The organism is Bacteroides sp. GM023 (genome assembly GCF_014750685.1).
Lineage (GTDB): Bacteria > Bacteroidota > Bacteroidia > Bacteroidales > Bacteroidaceae > Bacteroides.
The window spans coordinates 334,157-352,732 of record NZ_JAAXGE010000001.1; the positions used below are offsets into that span (position 1 = coordinate 334,157).

Sequence of the window (18,576 nt, forward strand, 5' to 3'; positions counted from 1 at the left end):
TGCGTTTCTCTAACGCGGTGCAAAGATAGATATTATCTTTTAATCTCCAAAAGATTCTACTACTTTTTTTGATAAAAAGTATATTCTTTTATTCCCCGATTGTGCTTGCTGAAAAGGGTTCGCGCGTCATTCGTGAAGATTTTCAACGAGTTACGTGCTTGTAAAGGAATTGAGTCAACGGGTAGGTTGACGGGGAGTAATTGATGATTTTTTTTCCCGGATTGCATTGGGCGGGCAGTCCATACTAAACTGTACTCACAATTATTGAGACGTGTGGTACTATCTTTTACTAATTCCATCCTTACCATAAGTCCGCCATCCGTGCGGCGGGCAGACATATTGGAGATATAATTTCCCAGTGAATAGACGACGAGATGCTTGTCGTTTGTCAGACTATCCGTGCGAACTTCGATCGGTTGTACCACGTGCGGATGCGAGCCGATTACGTGACTGACACCTTTTTGGAGTAACCAGTCGGCCAGGAACTTCTGCTCTTTGTCGGGCAATGATTGATATTCTATTCCCCAATGCATACAGGCAATGATTGCGTCCGGCTGCAAGGCTTTGCTCGCTTCGATGTCTTTGGCGATAATCATTGTGTCGATATAATTCACAATGTTGGGCGGAGTGACGGGTATTCCGTTTGTGCCATACGTGTAATTGAGCAGGGCGATGCGGAATCCGTTTTTCTCCAATAGGAGAGGATATTGTTTCTCACGTGCTTCGGCGTTGACGTATGTTCCGGCATGAGGAATCTTCAGTGTGTCGATTAACTGGATGGTACGTTCCAGTCCGGTTCTGCCACGGTCGAGGCTGTGATTGTTGGCAGTTACGAGGACGTTGAAACCGGCATCATGAATGGCAGTCAGATATTCATCCGGCGCGCTAAAGGCAGGATACCCTTTATAGGGCTTTCCGCCTAGTGTAACTTCCAGGTTGGCGATAGCGAAGTCCGCTCTGCCTATTTCTTCTTTGACATATTCGAAACAAGTGGAATAGTCATAGCCTTTTGCAGTACGGGCGGCATTGATTTGACCTTGATGCTGCATCAAATCCCCTACGAAAAGGAGTCGCAATGTGTCGGCAGGTATAATACTGTCAACTGCGGAGAGGGTATCAGATGAGGTATTATTAATAGAATCTCTCCTTGCCTGCGACCGTGAGGAGCAGGACAGGGAGAGAAATATGATTACCAGAAACAAGGTATGTCTCATTGATAAATAGCTTTCTTACCGGCTAGCAGCGTATTTTTCATTAACGATACAATCGTCATTGGGCCGACACCTCCCGGCACGGGAGTGATGTATGAGCACTTCGGAGCTACTTCGTCGAACTTCACGTCACCGGTCAGTTTGAAACCGGATTTCTTGGTGGCGTCCGGCACACGGGTAGTACCTACGTCGATTACTACGGCACCTTCCTTTACCATTTCGGCTTTCAGGAAGTTGGGTTGTCCCAGGGCAGCAATGATAATGTCAGCTTCCTGACATTCTTTCACCAGGTCTTTGCTTCGGCTGTGGCATACAGTCACGGTGGCATCGCCCGGATAAGCCTTCTGCATCATCAGTGCAGCCATCGGTTTGCCGACGATATTACTGCGTCCGAGTACGACACACTTCTTGCCTGAAGTTTCTATTTCGTAACGTTTCAGCAATTCGAGGATACCGTTGGGAGTAGCAGACACATAGCAGGGGAGTCCGATGGACATACGGCCTACGTTAATCGGGTGGAAACCGTCTACATCTTTACGGTAATCAATGGTTTCGATTACTTTCTGTTCGGAGATATGTTTCGGTAACGGGAGTTGCACGATGAAGCCGTCCACATCGCTGTCTTCGTTGAGTTCGCGTACTTTCGCAAGCAGTTCTTCCTCGGTCACGTCGCTTTCGTAACGGATGAGTGAGGATTTGAATCCGCAAACTTCGCAGGCTTTTACTTTGGCAGCTACATACGTTTCGCTGCCACCATCGTGTCCTACAAGGATAGCTGCCAGGTGCGGACGTTTTCCGCCACGAGCCACAATTTCGGCTACTTCGGCTGCAATCTCTTGTTTTACTTGTTCGGAAATGGCTTTTCCGTCTATCAGAGTCATATTTTCAGAGTATTTATTGGTGATGGGCAAAAGTAAAATAAATAACTGAACTGTCCAAAAAGATTGGAGCATAAAAAAAAGAAGATGCTGTTGCCGACATCTTCTTTCTTAGTAGATAATTCGCTCTTTTATTGTTTAAATCATGTTCTTATTGGTCAGCAGTTTGCCTTTGTATTCGCCTGTCAGCGTACGAAGGAAACCGACGATTTTGTCCACTTCCTGTTGTGGCAGGTCGATGCCCAACTGATACTTGGCCATGGCACGGACAGCATCGTCCATTGTTGTCATACTGCCGTCGTGGAAGTAAGGAGCGGTAAGTTCGATGTTTCTCAAACCGGGAACTTTGAAGCGGTGACGGTCGCGCTCTGTCTGCGTTTGTTTGAACCGTCCGTTGTCTTCTTCGGTCATTTCTGCCTGTCGTTCGGCAAAATAATCATGCTTTACTCCAATCAGTTCGTAGGACTGTCCGCCCAGGATTTCTCCTACGTGGCAAGTAGCGCAATCGTATGTCTTGAAAAGCTCGTATCCGGCGATTTCATCTGCGGTGATAGCGTCTTTCTGACCTTTCAGGTAACGGTCGAAACGTGAATTGGGAGTTAATAATGTCTTTTCAAATTCCTGGATGGCGTTTGTGATATTCTTTTCGCTAAGTCCGTCGGGATATACTTCATTGAAGGCTGAAACAAAGTTCTTGTCTTCCGCCAGTTTGCCGATAATCTGGTCGAAAGATTCGCAAGCCATTTCCACCGGATTCAACGGAGGGCCGGCAGCTTGTTCGGCAAGAGTTCCGGCACGTCCGTCCCAGAATTGAACAAAATTATAGGCTGCGTTATAGACTGTCGGAGCGTTCACGCCACCAAACTGGCCGCCTACACCTTCGGAATATTGTTTGTTGTCTACACCACCGGTATCCAATCCGTGACAACTGGCACATGATACGGTGTTGTCGGCTGACAAACGGGTGTCATGGTACAATAAATCTCCGAGAACCACCTTGCGTACATCTACCGCAATAGAGTCGGCGATGGGGCGGATGGGCTCGTTGGTAAAGTCGGGAGCGACTGCTACGTCTGTGTATAGTCCCATGCGATGGTTCTTTACCCAACTGAGTGCCACTTCTTTTTTGGCATCATTAAAGGAAGCTCCCCAGTGTACGAGATAATACTTTGCCTGCGGCATTTTTCCGTCGAGGATTACTTTCTCTACTTTTGCCAGGTCTACCGGATTGAGAGGACGCCCTTCTTTCAGGTCCTTTTCCATTTGAGTCATGTCGAAAGCACGGTAAGCTTCACTCACATCTTCCATTACGATTTTTCCGGCAACGGGCATACTTGCATAGAACGGTAGGTCAGGAGTCGATGTGTGGCATCGGAGACATCCTGCGTCCGTAATGATTTGCTGCATTTGGGCGTTTACTTCCAAATCACTGGAAGGAACCCGGTGCATGAGTCGGTAGGTAACTGCCAGTGCTGCCACTACCACCAACAGTGCTACGATTAGTTTTGTACTTTTTTTCATTTCACATTTGAATTAAATTAGTTGTTATTACGATTATATAAGTGCACGCTTTGTTGGGCGGCCGGCAAGTAGTTAACTCCATACCAGCACATTTGCAGGGCGAGGAAGGAGATGATGAGCAATGCATAGAGGCTTTTCCGTCCGGCTTTTCTGAAAAGACGGAGATGTATGTAGAGCAGATATCCCATCCAGGTGATAACTGCCCAGGTTTCTTTGGGGTCCCAGCTCCAGTAGTTTCCCCAGGCTTCCTTTGCCCAAAGGGAGCCGAGTAGCATACCGATGGAAAGAAAGGCTACGCCGGCATACACGAGATTGTCTGCCGTATGCAGATATTCTTCTTTGTGGCGGAACAATCCGGTCACTGCAATAATAAATGCGCATCCTAAAACCGAATAAGAGAACATATATACGGTGACGTGCGGGATGAACCATATGCTCTGCAAGGCCGGCATCAATGACTGGTCGTGTATCTCGGGTTTCAGCAGATTGATGATGACAAAGACCGTGGAGAGTAGCGTCGAGAAAGACAGAATCCAACGGTATTTCCATCTTATATACGTAAGCAGTCCCGCCACTCCCATAAAGAAAGAGTACCACAGGCGGGTTTCTCCCATGGTGCGCAAGGGCGGACGTTGAAGGAACATCCATAATCCGGCAATGAAGATGCCCAAAACAATAATGCCTGCTGATGTGAAGCCGATTGCCGCTTTGCTTCTCGATGATGAACGAAGGGCAAAGATAGCTCCTGCCAGCCACAAGCAGACGGACACTGCTGCGAATACATAAAAATTATCCCAGTTTATCATACTCTTTTAGTTCCGTTAATGAATAAAAGGACAGCTCCTGCCAGCATCATCAAGATGCCTGCTACCATAACATACTTCCAGGGTTGCTTCACTACTTGAAGGATGCAATAATTACTTTCGTTACCTTTGGCTACGTCGTAACCGGTAAGGTAAACGTCTTCTCCCAACCGATAAGCATACGGATGGTTCACTTCCAGCAAAGCCATTTCGTTTCCCAAACGTACGTCAGCCGCAAAGCGGGAAGGGCGTCCGTTCGGATAATACTCTACGGCAAATGAATCGAGCTCGATTTCATAATCCAAATAATGGGCGGAACCGTTCATATCAAATGCTTCTCTTGTCGGTTCACCTTTATATATAGGTATACGCAATGTTTGAGTGTCACTACTGCCAAAGAATCCTGCAAACAGGGCGAGCCATAGGCCGGTGTGGTTCAGGATAAAACGCCATCGGGCTTGTTTGCGATGTTGGTATGCACGGATAGTAATCATTGCAAGGTTGCTCATCAGTAATAAAAGGATGGCTATGAATATCCAGGAAGTCATGAAGTTGTAACACCCTAAAGATGCTGATATGCCCTCACGCATTTTTGCTTCCGCATCGGATAACTGGGGAAAAAGCCCTATCACCAAGCAACCGCCGATAAATAATCCGATAGATAATGCACTGGTTTCCGGAGCGCAGAGGAAGCGGGTGAATGTAGAACTTTTGTATTCCTTATATAGAATCCATAACAGGAACAACCAAGTCACAGCGAATATGATATTCAGCGGAAAGGCGAGAAAGGAAACTGGAAAGTTTCCTGTGAGTAGCTGAATGACTGCTGCTAATATAATATAACTTGTTACATATAGATGGCGCATATCGTGCTTACGTTTGTTTTCTTTTGCAAAGAAACGAAATAAAACTGAATAAAGATATATATTCTTTTTAAAATTGTAATGATTACAAATAATTAAAAGCTTAGGAAAGATTTATAAGGAGAAAGATAATCCAGTTAGTGGAAGTCTTGTAGTGTGAGCCTATGTTTGTGGCAATAGGAAAAAATAAAAGAGGAAGCCGTAGCTCCCTCTTTTATTTGGAAATAAAAAAGAATCTTTATTCTTATTTTTTCATTTTCGGCATCATCTTGCCCATTTTGCTGCTGGTTACCATCTTCATCATTTTACGAGTCTGGTCAAACTGTTTCAGCAGGCGGTTTACTTCCTGGATAGTTGTTCCGCTACCTTTGGCGATACGTGTGCGGCGTGAACCGTTCAGTATTTCCGGGTTAGAACGTTCTGCCGGGGTCATGGAGTGAATGATAGCTTCGATGCTCTTGAAAGCATTGTCGTCAATATCAATGTCTTTGATTGCTTTGCCCACTCCCGGAATCATGGAAGCAAGGTCTTTCAAGTTACCCATCTTCTTGATTTGAGCGATTTGGCTAAGGAAGTCGTTGAAGTCGAACTGATTCTTGGCAATCTTCTTTTGCAGGCGTTTGGCTTCTTCTTCATCATATTGTTCCTGGGCACGTTCTACCAGTGAGACGATGTCACCCATACCGAGAATACGGTCGGCCATACGGGCAGGGTGGAACTGGTCGATTGCTTCCAGCTTTTCTCCCGTACCTACGAATTTGATTGGCTTGTTGACTACCGAACGGATAGAAAGAGCCGCACCACCACGGGTATCACCGTCGAGCTTGGTCAGTACCACACCATTGAAGTTCAGGCGTTCGTTAAATTCTTTAGCAGTGTTTACGGCATCCTGACCGGTCATAGAGTCTACCACGAACAAGATTTCGTCCGGGTTGATAGCTTCTTTGATGGCGGCAATCTCGTTCATCATCTGTTCGTCTACTGCCAGACGTCCGGCGGTATCGACGATAACAAGGTCATATCCTTTGGCTTTGGCTTCCTGAATAGCGTGTTGTGCGATTTCTACCGGATTCTTGCTATCCAGTTCGCAGTACATCGGAACTTCAATCTGTTCTGCCAGTACACGCAACTGTTCGATAGCAGCCGGACGGTAAACGTCACAAGCTACGAGTAACGGCTTGCGATTCTTCTTGCTTTTCAGCATGCGTGCCAGCTTACCGGAGAAGGTAGTCTTACCCGAACCCTGCAAACCTGACATCAGGATTACTGCCGGACGGGAGTCGATATTGATTTCGGCCGTCTCTCCACCCATCAACTGGGTCAGTTCGTCGTGCACAATCTTCACCATCAACTGGCTCGGCTTCACAGCCGTAAGTACGTTCTGTCCAAGAGCTTTTTCTTTCACCGTATCCGTGAAATTCTTTGCAACCTTGTAGTTTACGTCGGCATCGAGAAGTGCCTTACGTACGTCTTTCAGCGTCTCCGCCACGTTGATTTCGGTGATTTTGCCTTCACCTTTCAGAATCTTGAATGATCGTTCTAGTCTTTCACTTAAATTATCGAACATAGTTGTTTAATTACTAATTAATTATTTGAGCCTGCAAATGTACAAAAATCTCTCGTATTTATATCTTTTTATTCTGCCATTTTGCTTTTTTGAGGTAAATATAACTTGTTATCAACAGCAAGGTATAGTACACTATCTCAATCGTAAAGCAGATTTCAATGGGGGCTTTCAGCCACATTCCGATGAATATGATGTACGAACCGTAGATGATGATTGTAATTGTTTCGAGCAATAAGGCGGCTTGCGTATTTCCTGTACCGGAGATTCCGTTGAAGACGACATTGGCTACCGATGCGATGAGCATGGCACCGCAGATGACATATACCGAGGGTACAGACTCTGTGATAAGTGCGGCTTCACTGGTATAAATGGATAGGAGGAACTGTGGAAACAGTGCCGACAGCGCTACCAGTCCCAGCATAATGAAGAACGAGAACCGGGCGATTTTATTGATAAGCGGCATCACGAACTTGATTCCACCCGCACCGATGGCGTTGCTTACAAGGCTGTTGGTAGTGGTGGCCAGTGCATTGACTGGAATCAGCAGTACGACGTAGATGCTCCGGACGATATTGGCGATTGCCAGTTCCCGTTGTCCCAGTCGCTCTACGGCTACAAAGAAAACGAACCAAGTAGCCATCGACAGGAAATATTGCAGCATCGTGAAACAGGAGATGCTGAGAATACGCATCAGCAATGCGGGGTCGAACGAGCGCAGGCGGTTCAGTCCATATTTCTTCAAGTCGACTGTGATATATGTATAAATCAGGAAGAAAAGTATTGAAGAAGCTTCTGCCAGCACGGATGCGATAGCGGCTCCCTTGATACCCATTTCGGGCATACCGAACTTACCGAAGATTAATACATAATCCAGTACTACGTTTGTCAATGCCATGACAACTGCGTTGATTGTGAGTACTTTGGTTCGTGTGATACCAATGTATAGTGCCCGGAACATGACGTTGATAAAGGAGAAGAAGAATCCGTAGATACGCCAGTCAAGAAATTCCATTGTTCCTTCGTAGATGGATTCTGAAGATACGAGCAACCGCATGATGTTGCCACCGAATGCTTTGGTGAATCCGAATAGCAGCAATGCCATAGCAAAGAGGAACATGACTCCCTGAATCATGACCGGACCTACATCCGTATAGCGCCCTTCTCCATTGCGTCTTGCAATGACGATTTGCGAACCGGTACTGAATCCGAATGCAATGGTGAATACACATATATAGAATAGTCCGCCCATGGCCGAAGCTCCGAGGGCTACTTCACTCACATGTCCGAGGAATGCCGTGTCGGTGACGTTGATAACATTTTGCGCCAGCAAGCTAAGCAGTATCGGGTAACTGACACTCCAAATCTGTTTGTTGGTATACATAATTAAGGGATTAAGTTTACAGTTTGCAAAGATAACGCTTTATTTCGATTCGGAAGTAATGGGGTAGATGAAAACTATTTCCGGTTCTTCGGAAGTTTTATCATTGACAAGGTAGCTACCACCGAAGTGTTTCAGTAACAACCGGTTTATATCGTGCCGGATAATGGTTTCCTGTGATACGAAACTGTGCTCTGCTAACGGAGAATTACTTATTTGAAAACGAATCATGTCTTTATGACGACTCACAACGAACCGGATAATTCGTTCCTGTTGACATTCTTGTCCTTCGGGATAGACTAGTGCGCTGAGTAGTGCTTGTGTCAGCCGCATCGTGTCGGTATGGATAATTTGAGAATCCGTATCGGCGGAGAACAGGACTTTGATGCCTGTTTGCTCGTTCTTTATGCGTGCCATGTAGTATATTTCCCTGCATAGCTCGATGACATCGTAATCTTGCAGTTGGAATTTCATCATTTGAGCTTCCAGCCGGGATAAGTCGAGGACATCATTAACGAGTCTCATCAGTTTTTCCGAACTTCTGTGGATGATATGTGAATATTCCTGTCTTGTTGCCTTATCTATATCCGGTTCACAGGCAATCAACTGTGAGAAACCCACTACATTATTGAGTGGAGTGCGGATATTGTAGCTCATGTTTGATAAGAAGCGATTCTTCATTTCATTGGTTTTCCGTACGGTTTCTGTGGCTTTCCGAATCTCGTTTTCCGCATGTTTCAGTGCTTTTCGTACCATGAACAGCCGTGACATAAAGATGAACAGCAGAATCAGGATAACAAAAATGAAAGTCAGATAGATAAGCTGGGTTCTGTTGTTTTGCTTTTCTAACTCCAGTTCTGTTTTTTCAATATTGTATTTGCTTTTTATCTGTTCCATCTGTGTGTTTGAGAGCGCGGTTGCAGTCGAATCCTTGATGGCTAATGCCTGTTTATACAAAGGGATGGCTTTTTCGCTTTGTCCTGCTTGTTTCCATATTCTTGCTTTTTCGAGCAATTGCTCGGCGTAGTCGCTTGGGAAATCTTTTTTCAGCATCGTTAATGTCGTGTCGATATAATCCGATGCTTGCATATATTCTCCTATTTCCTGATAGTATTTGGCATACGTATCGAAATAGAGTACTTTGTACATGAAATAGGTGTCCTCGTTCAGGTATTTCCCGGATTTCAACAAATGGGAATAAGCGCGTTGCGGTTGGTGGATATTCAGATAATAATAGCCGTAGAAAAGCTCATTGAATAGATACACGTCGGCAAATCCTTCTTTTAAAGAGGGATTCTTGCTGATATGCTTATTCAATGCATTCTCCAGTTCATGCAAATATTTGAATAGCTTTTTATTTTCTTTCCTTTCTTTGGTGACGGATACCAACTGTGACAATACCGAGATGCGAACTACGGGATTCTCTTGGGGAGTAAGCATCTGATAGGCATTTTCCAGGGCTTCGATTCCTTTGTCCCACCGCTGACTGCCGATGTAAGCGCTGCTCAAACATTGATAGGCAGCTATGATTCCTTGGTTGCAATTTTGCTTGTCAGCTTGCTGCTTCATCTTTTTTGCTTCGCTGATAGCCAGTTCGTACTGCTCGTTGTAAGTGTACAGGTCTATTTGAAAGCGTTTGGCGTCAAAGAGAAACTCCCAGATGTCTGATTTGTGGACATAAGGTTCCATGATGTTGAGCCATTTGCTTACGCTGTCCTGGTTGCTGTGGTTGTAATAGTACAGGACGTGATAGTACGCTGCCATACCGGCATATTTATCATTTTTCAGTTGCAGCGCTTCTTTCATTAATGTATCTGAGTATTGGACGCATTGATGGTTGTTCTGCTCTATTCTGATAATTTGGTTCAGGACATTCAGACGCATGGTGTCGCGGGGAAGGGTTTGCAGCACTTTCAGCAGACTGTCTGTTTTTGAAATAATTTTAGTTCCGGCTTTTCCTGTCAGGGTGCACAGTAAGAGGGCGGTTATAAAGAATATGGTTTGTTTCATTCTGCTTCCTCCTTTCTTTCTTGCTTGTGATGCCGAATGGGGTGCGTAAACAGAAAGCGTGCTCCTTCATTGTAATCGGGGTCAATCCATATTTTACCACCCAATTGTTCGATAATGAGTTGGCAGATAGACAGGCCGAGTCCCGTGCCTTGTGCGCTTTCGTTCAATTTCTCGAAACGATTGAATATTTTGTCTTGATTGTCTTTAGGGATTCCGCAGCCTGTATCGGTTACGGAAAACAATGCCACATCTTCCGACTGTCTTTCAAGTTTCATAATGATAGAGCCTTGCGGAGTAAATTTAGTAGCGTTAATGAGCAGGTTGATTAATAGTTGCTGCAACCGGGCATTGTCTGTTGTCAACTCCAACGATGGGAGTGAGGTGGAGAAACGGACGCTGGCATTGGTCTGCTTTATCTTCTCGACCATGTCGATTACATTTCTGCATATGGCTACTGCATCGCATTGCTCGTATTTGAATGTCATTTTGTCTACTTCGAGATTGGACAAGTCGATTACATCGTTAATCAGCTTAAGCAGCAGTTCGGAGTTTTGCTGGATAATATCGCTGCATTGCTGCCGGGTTTCGTTGTCGATGGATTCTTCCGTTAAAATGGTGGAGAAACCGGATAATGCGTTGAGTGGCGTACGGATTTCGTGACTCATATTAGAAAGGAACAGGCTTTTCGTGCGGATAGAGTTTTCTTCTTGCTTTCTTACCTTTTCCAATTCTTGCTGCGATTGCCGCAGTCTTTTATTACTTCGTCTTATCAGAAGGATGAAAAATAGAATTAACGTGACTATGCACAGAATTGTAAACCAACTCCAGTAGAGAATCGTTTTCTGCCTGTTCAGATTATCCAATTCTTTTTTGTCGATTTGGTAAAGGGTATGCAGGTCGTTGATTTGCCTGATATAGTTCATAGCTTCCAAAGAGTCTTTGAAGGCATTGAGTGACTCAAAAACTTCGCATGCTTCTTCGTTTTTACCCATAAGTGCCAATATTTGTGCACGTTCTTGTTGGATAAAAAGCGCATTGTAGGAGTCGATGTTTCTCATGTGTGAGAGTATGTCTTCACATATATTTAATGCCTGAAGGTATTCTTTGGATTCGGTATAGTAGCAGGAATACAGATACTTAATCATTAAAAGATAGTAGGAATGTGGATGTTGCTGATTGATTAGCTCAGCTTGTTGTAGATAGTTTAATGCTTCAGGAAGATGTCCTGTTTGAATATGATAGAATGCCTGACAATAAGCAAGATAGAAAGCGTCATGAGGATTCTTTTCTTCGTCCGAGAGTGATTTAAGCCTTTGTATATAGTCTTCTATATCTGTCATCTGACGATATTTGAGCTTAGTCAGAATAAGTTGGGACAGGATTGTTTTTGCATATGGGTCTGCATGGGGAATCCTTTGGGCGATTTCCAATGCTTCTTCATAAGATTCGATGGCTGCTATAGGAGTTGCTGAACTTTGGTAAGTGCTTCCGATGGCTTGTAGTGAGAGTGCAGTTCCCAACGGGTAATTCATATCCTTTGCTTCTTGATACATTAGGTTGGCTTTGTCTATGGCCAGACTGATGTTACCTTCTGTAATGAGTGCCTGAACGGTCAGATGTTTTAGTTGGAACAGGAATGAATATTGCTGCTGTTCTTTCAATTCGGGTTCCAATATCTTTTCCCATGCAATGATACTGTCTACCGGAACTTCTGTGCTGAATGGCGTATTGTGGTCGAATAGTGACTGTAATAAAGACAAGCGTTCAGTATTGGTGTGCGCCGCATATAAGGTTGTCGATATTAATGTCGTTACAACTATTGCAATAATGATATGGTATTTGTGTGTATTCAATTAATTTTTAGCTGTTTGTTTGTACGTTCGTTTGCAAAAGAAATAAAAAGAGCGAAGATTACAAAACAATCTTCGCTCTTTTTATCTTTTTATTTTCTTTTCAGAATCTCACGAGCTCCGGGACCTTCGTGATTTGGATAGCCGGGAGTGTGGTTTCTGCACCGCGGGTCAGCGTCTACTTTCAGGCTACGATAATCGTCTTTTGTCCGGTTGATGTAGTCGTCGAGCATTGCACGGTGTTCTGCGAGAACCTTGGAATATTTGGGGTTTTTGGCAAGATTCTTACGTTCTCCCGGGTCTTTCTTCATGTCGTAGAGTTCTTCTCCGTTACCTTCCAGGTAGTGGGTATATTTGTATCTTGGACCACGCACCATACGTCCTGGGGTCGTTATGTATTCATATTCACTATGCCATTCGGAAACGGCATATGGGTGGGTTTTCGTTTGTTTCTCTCCTTTTAATGTAGGGGCAAGGCTGATTCCTTCTTTCTCTGCCGGAACAGCAATGCCTGCCAGGTCGCAAAGAGTAGGCAAAAGGTCTAGCGTGGGTTGTGTGAGCAGATGATCTACCGGCTTTTTCTGTTGTTTGATGCCGGGGCCTGCAAAGATAAACGGAACGTTCGTCATTTCATCGTAGAAGCTGATATGCTTGGTTACCATGCGGTGTGAAGCCATTCCGTCACCGTGGTCGGCTAAGATGACTACGATGGTATTTTTTCCGGCGGGTGTGGAGTAGAGTGCTTTCAATACGCTGTCCACTTGTTTGGATACCATTTTAGTATAGTGTTGGAAGGCGGCAATGTAGTGGCGGTAGTTTTCCTCGCTCCAATGGGAAGCCTGTGTCATGCGGCGGTGGCTGCAACAGATATACTGTACGGGAGTAGGGATACTGCTCCAGTCTTCCACGTCGAAGTTAGCAGGTAATTCGGGAAGAGTACCGCTGATCGGGCGGTCTGTATGTACACCTTCGTTTGCTCCTACGAATCCGCAGATGTTATGCGGGTTTTGAAAATCGGCAATACAGATGAAAGGCTCCTCTGGCGGATTGCTCAGATAGGCTACTGCGTCTTCGCAAGTTCCTACGTCCAGGAAACTGTCATTGTTGACAGGAAATTCAGGGTCGGTAAATGGTTTGGCTACCGGTTCTTTATGTTTGAATCCTCTTAACGATCCCATGTCATGAGTCTTTCCGAAGTGTACGGCTTCGTAACCGTTCTCGGAGAAAAGGCTTCCTAATGTCGGAACGTTTTCCGGTATACTTGTGTTGATGGGTTCACTGGAATTGGAACGTACATTGGTTTGATGAGGCATCATGCCGCTCCATAAAGCTGCACGTGAAGGTTGGCTGAGGGGACAGCCTACATAAGCGTTGGAGAAGATAACTCCCCTTGAAGCGACTTCGTCCATAGGAAGGGTGCAACCTTGTGTATGTCCGTAAGCACCTACGACACGTTGCGTTAAATGGTCGCATTGGATAATCAGGAAATTCGGCTTTTCTTGTGCCTGGGCTGCTATGCCGCATAGGGCTAAACCCATGAAAGGATAAATCGTTTTCATTCTTGGTTAGAATTTAAGTAATTTGATTTTGGAAACAAAAATAGGAAAAAAGGAAATGTAAAGAAGGGCAGGGGAGTAGTTTTGGACGCAATTGACAGTAATTTGTACAAAAATGAAATGTTGAAAAAGAGAATGGTGGTCAAACTGCGATTATCTCACAGTGTGACCACCATTCATTATTGATTGTTTTCCGTTAATTAGCTGTTCATGCTCATCAGGAATTCGTCGTTATCTCTGGTTTTCTCCAAACGGTCTTTTACGAAATCCATTGCTTCAATCGGATTCATATCGGCAAGGTATTTGCGTAATATCCACATGCGGTCGAGAGTTGTCTTGTCAAGCAGCAGGTCGTCGCGACGAGTGCTGGATGCAGTGATGTTGACTGCCGGGAAGATACGCTTGTTGGACAGGTTGCGGTCGAGCTGCAACTCCATGTTACCCGTACCCTTGAATTCTTCGAAGATAACTTCATCCATCTTGGAGCCGGTATCAATCAGGGCGGTAGCGATGATAGTCAGTGAACCGCCATTCTCGATGTTACGTGCGGCACCGAAGAAGCGTTTGGGCTTATGCAGTGCGTTAGCGTCGACACCACCGGAAAGTACTTTACCGGATGCCGGAGAAACAGTATTGTATGCACGTGCCAGGCGAGTGATAGAATCCAGGAAGATAACCACGTCGTGACCACATTCTACCAGGCGTTTTGCTTTTTCTAATACGATACCTGCGATTTTCACGTGGCGTTCTGCCGGTTCGTCAAAAGTAGAAGCGATAACTTCTGCATTGACGCTGCGCGCCATGTCGGTTACTTCTTCAGGACGTTCGTCGATCAGCAACATAATCATATACACTTCCGGGTGATTGGCTGCAATAGCGTTTGCAATATCTTTCATCAAGATAGTTTTACCGGTCTTTGGCTGGGCAACGATCAGTGCACGTTGTCCTTTACCAATCGGAGCGAAAAGGTCTACAACACGGGCAGACATAGAGTCTGAATAGCCGCCTTTGCAAAGTTTGAACTTTTCATCCGGAAAGAGAGGGGTCAGATGCTCGAAAGGAACGCGGTCGCGAACGAAAGCGGCGTCACGTCCATTGATTTTCGATACCTTAACCAGTGGGAAATATTTTTCGCCTTCCTTTGGAGGACGGATAACACCTTCTACTACGTCACCGGTTTTCAGACCGAACAGTTTGATTTGTGACTGTGATACGTAGATATCGTCCGGAGAAGAAAGATAATTGTAATCGGAAGAACGGAGAAATCCGTATCCATCCTGCATGATTTCCAAAACACCTACTCCGTTGAGAATATCGTCAAATTCGTAAGGCTTTTCGCGCTCGATAACTTTGCGCTCCTGTGGTTGCTGTGCCGGAAGATTTTCATTAGCATTATTCTGCTGATTGGCACGCGGCATAGGCAGGCGCTGTTGGTTCTGATTTTGGTTTTGAGCCTGATTTTGGTTATTGTTGCGCTGGAAATTATTATTGTTGTTATTATTGTTACCAGCGTTATTATTGTTGTTGTTACCAGCGTTGTTGTTATTGTTATTATTGTCACGTGGACGAACAATGCGCGGACGTTGCTGTTGCGCTTGCTGCTGTTGTTGAGATTGTTGTTGCTGTGGGTGAGAGGCTTGTTCAGGTGCCGTTTGCGCCGGTTCTGCTTTTGTAGCCTCGAACTTACCGAACAGTTCGGTAGGAAGCTCTATCTTTTCAGAAGGCAGGTCTTCGATTGGGATGAAATCATCATCGTCGGCATTGGACAGGATATTGCTTTCTTCATCAATAACAGGTGCAGACTTTTTTTGTGGCTTTGCTATTACTTTCTTTTCAGCAGCAGGTTTGTTGGCTTCTGCGGCAGGCTTGTTTGCTTCCGCAACAGGTCTGTTTGTTTCAGTAGCAGGTTTATTCTCTTTTTCTTTCTTTTCGGCAGGTTGTTGCACCGGAGCGGCTTTCTTTGCAGTTTCAGCAGGCTTTTCTGCTACAACTGCCGGTTTTGCTTCCGCTTCTTTGGTAGCTACCGGTTTTGCATTTTCTACTTCTTTTTTCTCAGCAGCATCAGCACCCTTGCGTGGACGGCCTACTTTACGTTTAGGAGCAGCAGTGTTTTCTGCTTTGACTTCAACGGCAGGAGTTTCTTTTTCTTTGTTTGCACTTGCCTCTTTGGAAGGTTGTTGTGTTTTGGCAGGAGCAGCTTCTTTGTTTTTTGCAACTTCTCCACTCTTTGTTGCGGAAACTACCTTGCCTTCTTTCTTGGCAGGAGTTACGCGTGAACGCTTGTTCTTTTCTTCTTTGCGTTCTTCTTTTAGTTTGTCTGCGGCAACCTTCTTAGTAGCTCCTACAATAGCTTGTTCATCGAGTATTTTATAAACAAGGTCTTCTTTTTTGAATGAGTCTGCTTTTTTTATGCCTAACTCTTTGGCAATAATTTGAAGCTCCGACAGATCTTTGTCGTTTAATTGGATAATGTTATACATATAGTATGGTAAGTTATTAATATTTCTTTTAGCTGAATTATGGACAGCATTACTACAGCTTATAGCCACAGATATGCAAGCATACGTTTTGTTTTTTATTATGAATTAGGGATGTATGTGTTGAATCGTAGAATGTTTCAACGGGGCAAAGATAATAATTTTTTTTGGTTTCATGAACAATCAAACATTTTTTTCCACGTAAAAGTGTATCTTTGCTACATAAAAGAAAATAGTATGACAGTAAATGAAGCTTATTTAATTTATTTTTCGCCTACACACACATCAAAACAAATAGCGGAGGCGATTGTTCACGGAACGGGCATAAAAAATATTCTTCCTATAAATGTCACTCAACAGAGTGCTGAGGAAATTGTAATTCCCACATCCGCATTGGCTGTTGTTGTAGTTCCTGTATATGGAGGACATGTTGCTCCTTTGGCAATGGAACGTTTGCAGAGTATTCGCGGCCTGGATACTCCTACTGTTTTAGTTGTGGTTTATGGAAACCGCGCTTATGAAAAAGCTTTAATGGAGTTGGACGCTTTTGCTATTCCTCACGGATTGAAAGTGATTGCCGGGGCAACTTTTATTGGAGAGCACTCGTACAGTACCGAAAAACATCCGGTTGCTGCCGGACGTCCTAATGACACCGACTTGGCTTTCGCCAGGGACTTTGGAGAAAAAATAATAAAAAAAATACAGACAGCCGATACTATGGATACTCTTTATCCGGTAGATGTACGTGCTATCAAACGTCCGAGCCAACCTTTCTTCCCTTTATTTCGTTTTTTGAGAAAGGTAATAAAGCTGCGCAAGAGTGGCACGCCACTTCCCCGTACTCCTTGGGTGGAGGATGAAAGTGTATGTACTCATTGCGGATTGTGTGTGGTGCATTGTCCGGTAGGAGCCATTACGAAAGGGAATGAATTGCATACGGATGAAACCAAATGTATCAAATGTTGTGCCTGCGTGAAAGTCTGCGCTAAAAAGGCAAGAGTATATGATACTCCTTTTGCTGCGTTACTGTCTGATTGCTTCAAGAAACAGAAACTACCTCAAACTATTGTATAGATAACGACACGTTTGGTTGTTTCATCAATACGAAAGCGGTTGTCTGTCCGTTCGCCTATCAACCACGCAATGCGTTCTCCGCAACAGAGTACCCACTGACGTTCTTTTTGGCTGATAGAAAATTTGCGGTCGATCAGATAATCGCTTACTTTTTTCTTTCCTTTCATTCCGAAAGGGATAAACGTATCGCCAGTCCGCCATTTCCGATAAGAGATTGCTCCGTCCAGCTTGTCTGCGTCGAAACAGGCAATTCCCTTTTCTCGTGGAATCTGAAATTCTGAAGTATATTCTTTTTCTTCTTTGATGATTTGAAAAGGAAGTTCTTCTTTATCTTCTGACTGAATATTTTCTAATAAAAGAAACTCCCTGTCTTTAATCACTCTCCATTCTTTACTGCTGAACTGCTTTCCCGGTTGACCGTGAAGTGAATTGGCTATATCCTTGATTTGCGTGGAGTTGAAGCCTAAAGGATGCAGTATCTCAAATAAAAGAGCTTCGGGTGCCGGTTCCTTTACTAATTCGCAGATTCGGATACCTTCTGCCGTGACTATTCTTTCTTTGACTTCTTTCGTGTACTTATTATATATAGTAGCTACATCACTCAGATAATTGCTGGTTTCTATCAGACTGTTTTTTACAGATGGATTAATGGTCTGCATAAGCGGAAGAATGTTGAGCCGGATTTTATTACGGGTGTATTCGTCTTCCAAATTTGTGCTGTCTGTCACATAATCTTGTCCGATGCTTTGCAGATAGCGTATGATTTCTTCCCTGTTGATACAAAGTAACGGGCGTACGATGCCTTCATTGCGGGGGCGGATTCCCAATAATCCGGTGATACCTGTTCCACGGATTAGATTCAGTAATATTGTCTCTACGCTATCATCCTGATGATGGGCAACTGCTACAACATCGGCCTGACATTGATTTCTTATTTCTTCAAACCAGTTGTATCTTAGTTCCCGGGCTGCCATTTCAATGGAAATATGTTTTTCGGCGGCATATCGGGTAGTATCAAAATCAATTGTATGCAGGCGGATTCCATATCTTTTGCATAGCTGGCGGACAAATTGCTCGTCGCGGTTTGATTCTTCGCCGCGCAGATGGAAATTGCAATGCGCAGCTTCGCAGTGATAGCCTGCTGCATGCAGGATGCATAACAGTGCCACTGAGTCGGCTCCACCGCTCAATGCGACTAGGATTTTACTGTCGGAAGAAAATAAATCCTCTTTTTCTATATACTGTGTAATCCGTTGTTGTATCATATTCTGCAAAGATAATAGTTTATTAAAGTATCTCAAGTGAATGACCGTTGTTTTTAGTTGCAGGCAGTGTTTTGGAATACGAAAAAGCTTGTTATTTAAAAACAATCTAAATAATTTGCATGC

Annotated in this window: 13 protein-coding genes; 1 reads left to right on the forward strand and 12 read right to left on the reverse strand. The window is 44.4% G+C overall.

Translation table 11 applies throughout. The features are described from left to right. Window positions 1-59: 59 nt before the first annotated feature. From HC965_RS01170 to rho, 11 genes are all read right to left on the reverse strand, one after another. Window positions 60-1,214: a CapA family protein gene (locus tag HC965_RS01170; protein ID WP_191029707.1), complete on the reverse strand. Its 1,155-nt coding sequence runs from the start codon at window positions 1,212-1,214 to the stop codon at window positions 60-62. Further along, a complete protein-coding gene (folD, locus tag HC965_RS01175) occupies window positions 1,211-2,092 on the reverse strand; it encodes a bifunctional methylenetetrahydrofolate dehydrogenase/methenyltetrahydrofolate cyclohydrolase FolD (RefSeq protein WP_191029708.1) in 882 nt (293 codons plus the stop codon). Before folD ends, HC965_RS01170 begins: the two co-directional genes overlap by 4 nt. 135 nt (window positions 2,093-2,227) lie before the next feature. Next, entirely contained in the window at window positions 2,228-3,610 is a 1,383-nt protein-coding gene (locus tag HC965_RS01180; RefSeq protein ID WP_191029709.1) for a cytochrome c peroxidase, read from the reverse strand. Between the two features lie 17 nt (window positions 3,611-3,627). Beyond that, the gene (locus tag HC965_RS01185) at window positions 3,628-4,416 is read right to left on the reverse strand and encodes a cytochrome c biogenesis protein (protein ID WP_191029710.1); all 789 of its coding nucleotides are present in this window, start codon (window positions 4,414-4,416) and stop codon (window positions 3,628-3,630) included. Continuing rightward, window positions 4,413-5,279: a cytochrome c biogenesis protein ResB gene (locus HC965_RS01190; protein ID WP_191029711.1), complete on the reverse strand. Its 867-nt coding sequence runs from the start codon at window positions 5,277-5,279 to the stop codon at window positions 4,413-4,415. Before HC965_RS01190 ends, HC965_RS01185 begins: the two co-directional genes overlap by 4 nt. Before the next feature lie 241 nt (window positions 5,280-5,520). Beyond that, the gene (ffh, locus tag HC965_RS01195; protein WP_191029712.1) at window positions 5,521-6,843 is read right to left on the reverse strand and encodes a signal recognition particle protein; all 1,323 of its coding nucleotides are present in this window, start codon (window positions 6,841-6,843) and stop codon (window positions 5,521-5,523) included. Between the two features lie 58 nt (window positions 6,844-6,901). Then, on the reverse strand, window positions 6,902-8,224 hold the full coding sequence (locus tag HC965_RS01200; protein WP_191029713.1) for an MATE family efflux transporter: 1,323 nt from the start codon (window positions 8,222-8,224) through the stop codon (window positions 6,902-6,904). Between the two features lie 39 nt (window positions 8,225-8,263). After that, window positions 8,264-10,231: a HAMP domain-containing sensor histidine kinase gene (locus HC965_RS01205; RefSeq protein ID WP_191029714.1), complete on the reverse strand. Its 1,968-nt coding sequence runs from the start codon at window positions 10,229-10,231 to the stop codon at window positions 8,264-8,266. Next, on the reverse strand, window positions 10,228-12,084 hold the full coding sequence (locus HC965_RS01210) for an ATP-binding protein (protein ID WP_191029715.1): 1,857 nt from the start codon (window positions 12,082-12,084) through the stop codon (window positions 10,228-10,230). Before HC965_RS01210 ends, HC965_RS01205 begins: the two co-directional genes overlap by 4 nt. 89 nt (window positions 12,085-12,173) lie before the next feature. Beyond that, a complete protein-coding gene (locus tag HC965_RS01215) occupies window positions 12,174-13,640 on the reverse strand; it encodes a sulfatase (RefSeq protein WP_191029716.1) in 1,467 nt (488 codons plus the stop codon). Between the two features lie 197 nt (window positions 13,641-13,837). Continuing rightward, window positions 13,838-16,117 (reverse strand): transcription termination factor Rho, encoded by a 2,280-nt coding sequence (gene rho, locus HC965_RS01220; RefSeq protein ID WP_191029717.1) that lies wholly within the window; start codon window positions 16,115-16,117, stop codon window positions 13,838-13,840. A 234-nt stretch (window positions 16,118-16,351) separates the two neighbouring features. On the opposite strand from rho, the gene HC965_RS01225 reads away from it, so the two are divergent. After that, entirely contained in the window at window positions 16,352-17,188 is an 837-nt protein-coding gene (locus tag HC965_RS01225; protein ID WP_223854631.1) for a 4Fe-4S binding protein, read from the forward strand. Here the strand turns inward: HC965_RS01225 and tilS are convergent. Next, window positions 17,173-18,453: a tRNA lysidine(34) synthetase TilS gene (gene tilS / locus HC965_RS01230; RefSeq protein ID WP_191029718.1), complete on the reverse strand. Its 1,281-nt coding sequence runs from the start codon at window positions 18,451-18,453 to the stop codon at window positions 17,173-17,175. The genes HC965_RS01225 and tilS overlap by 16 nt on opposite strands. Between the last annotated feature and the right edge of the window lie 123 nt (window positions 18,454-18,576).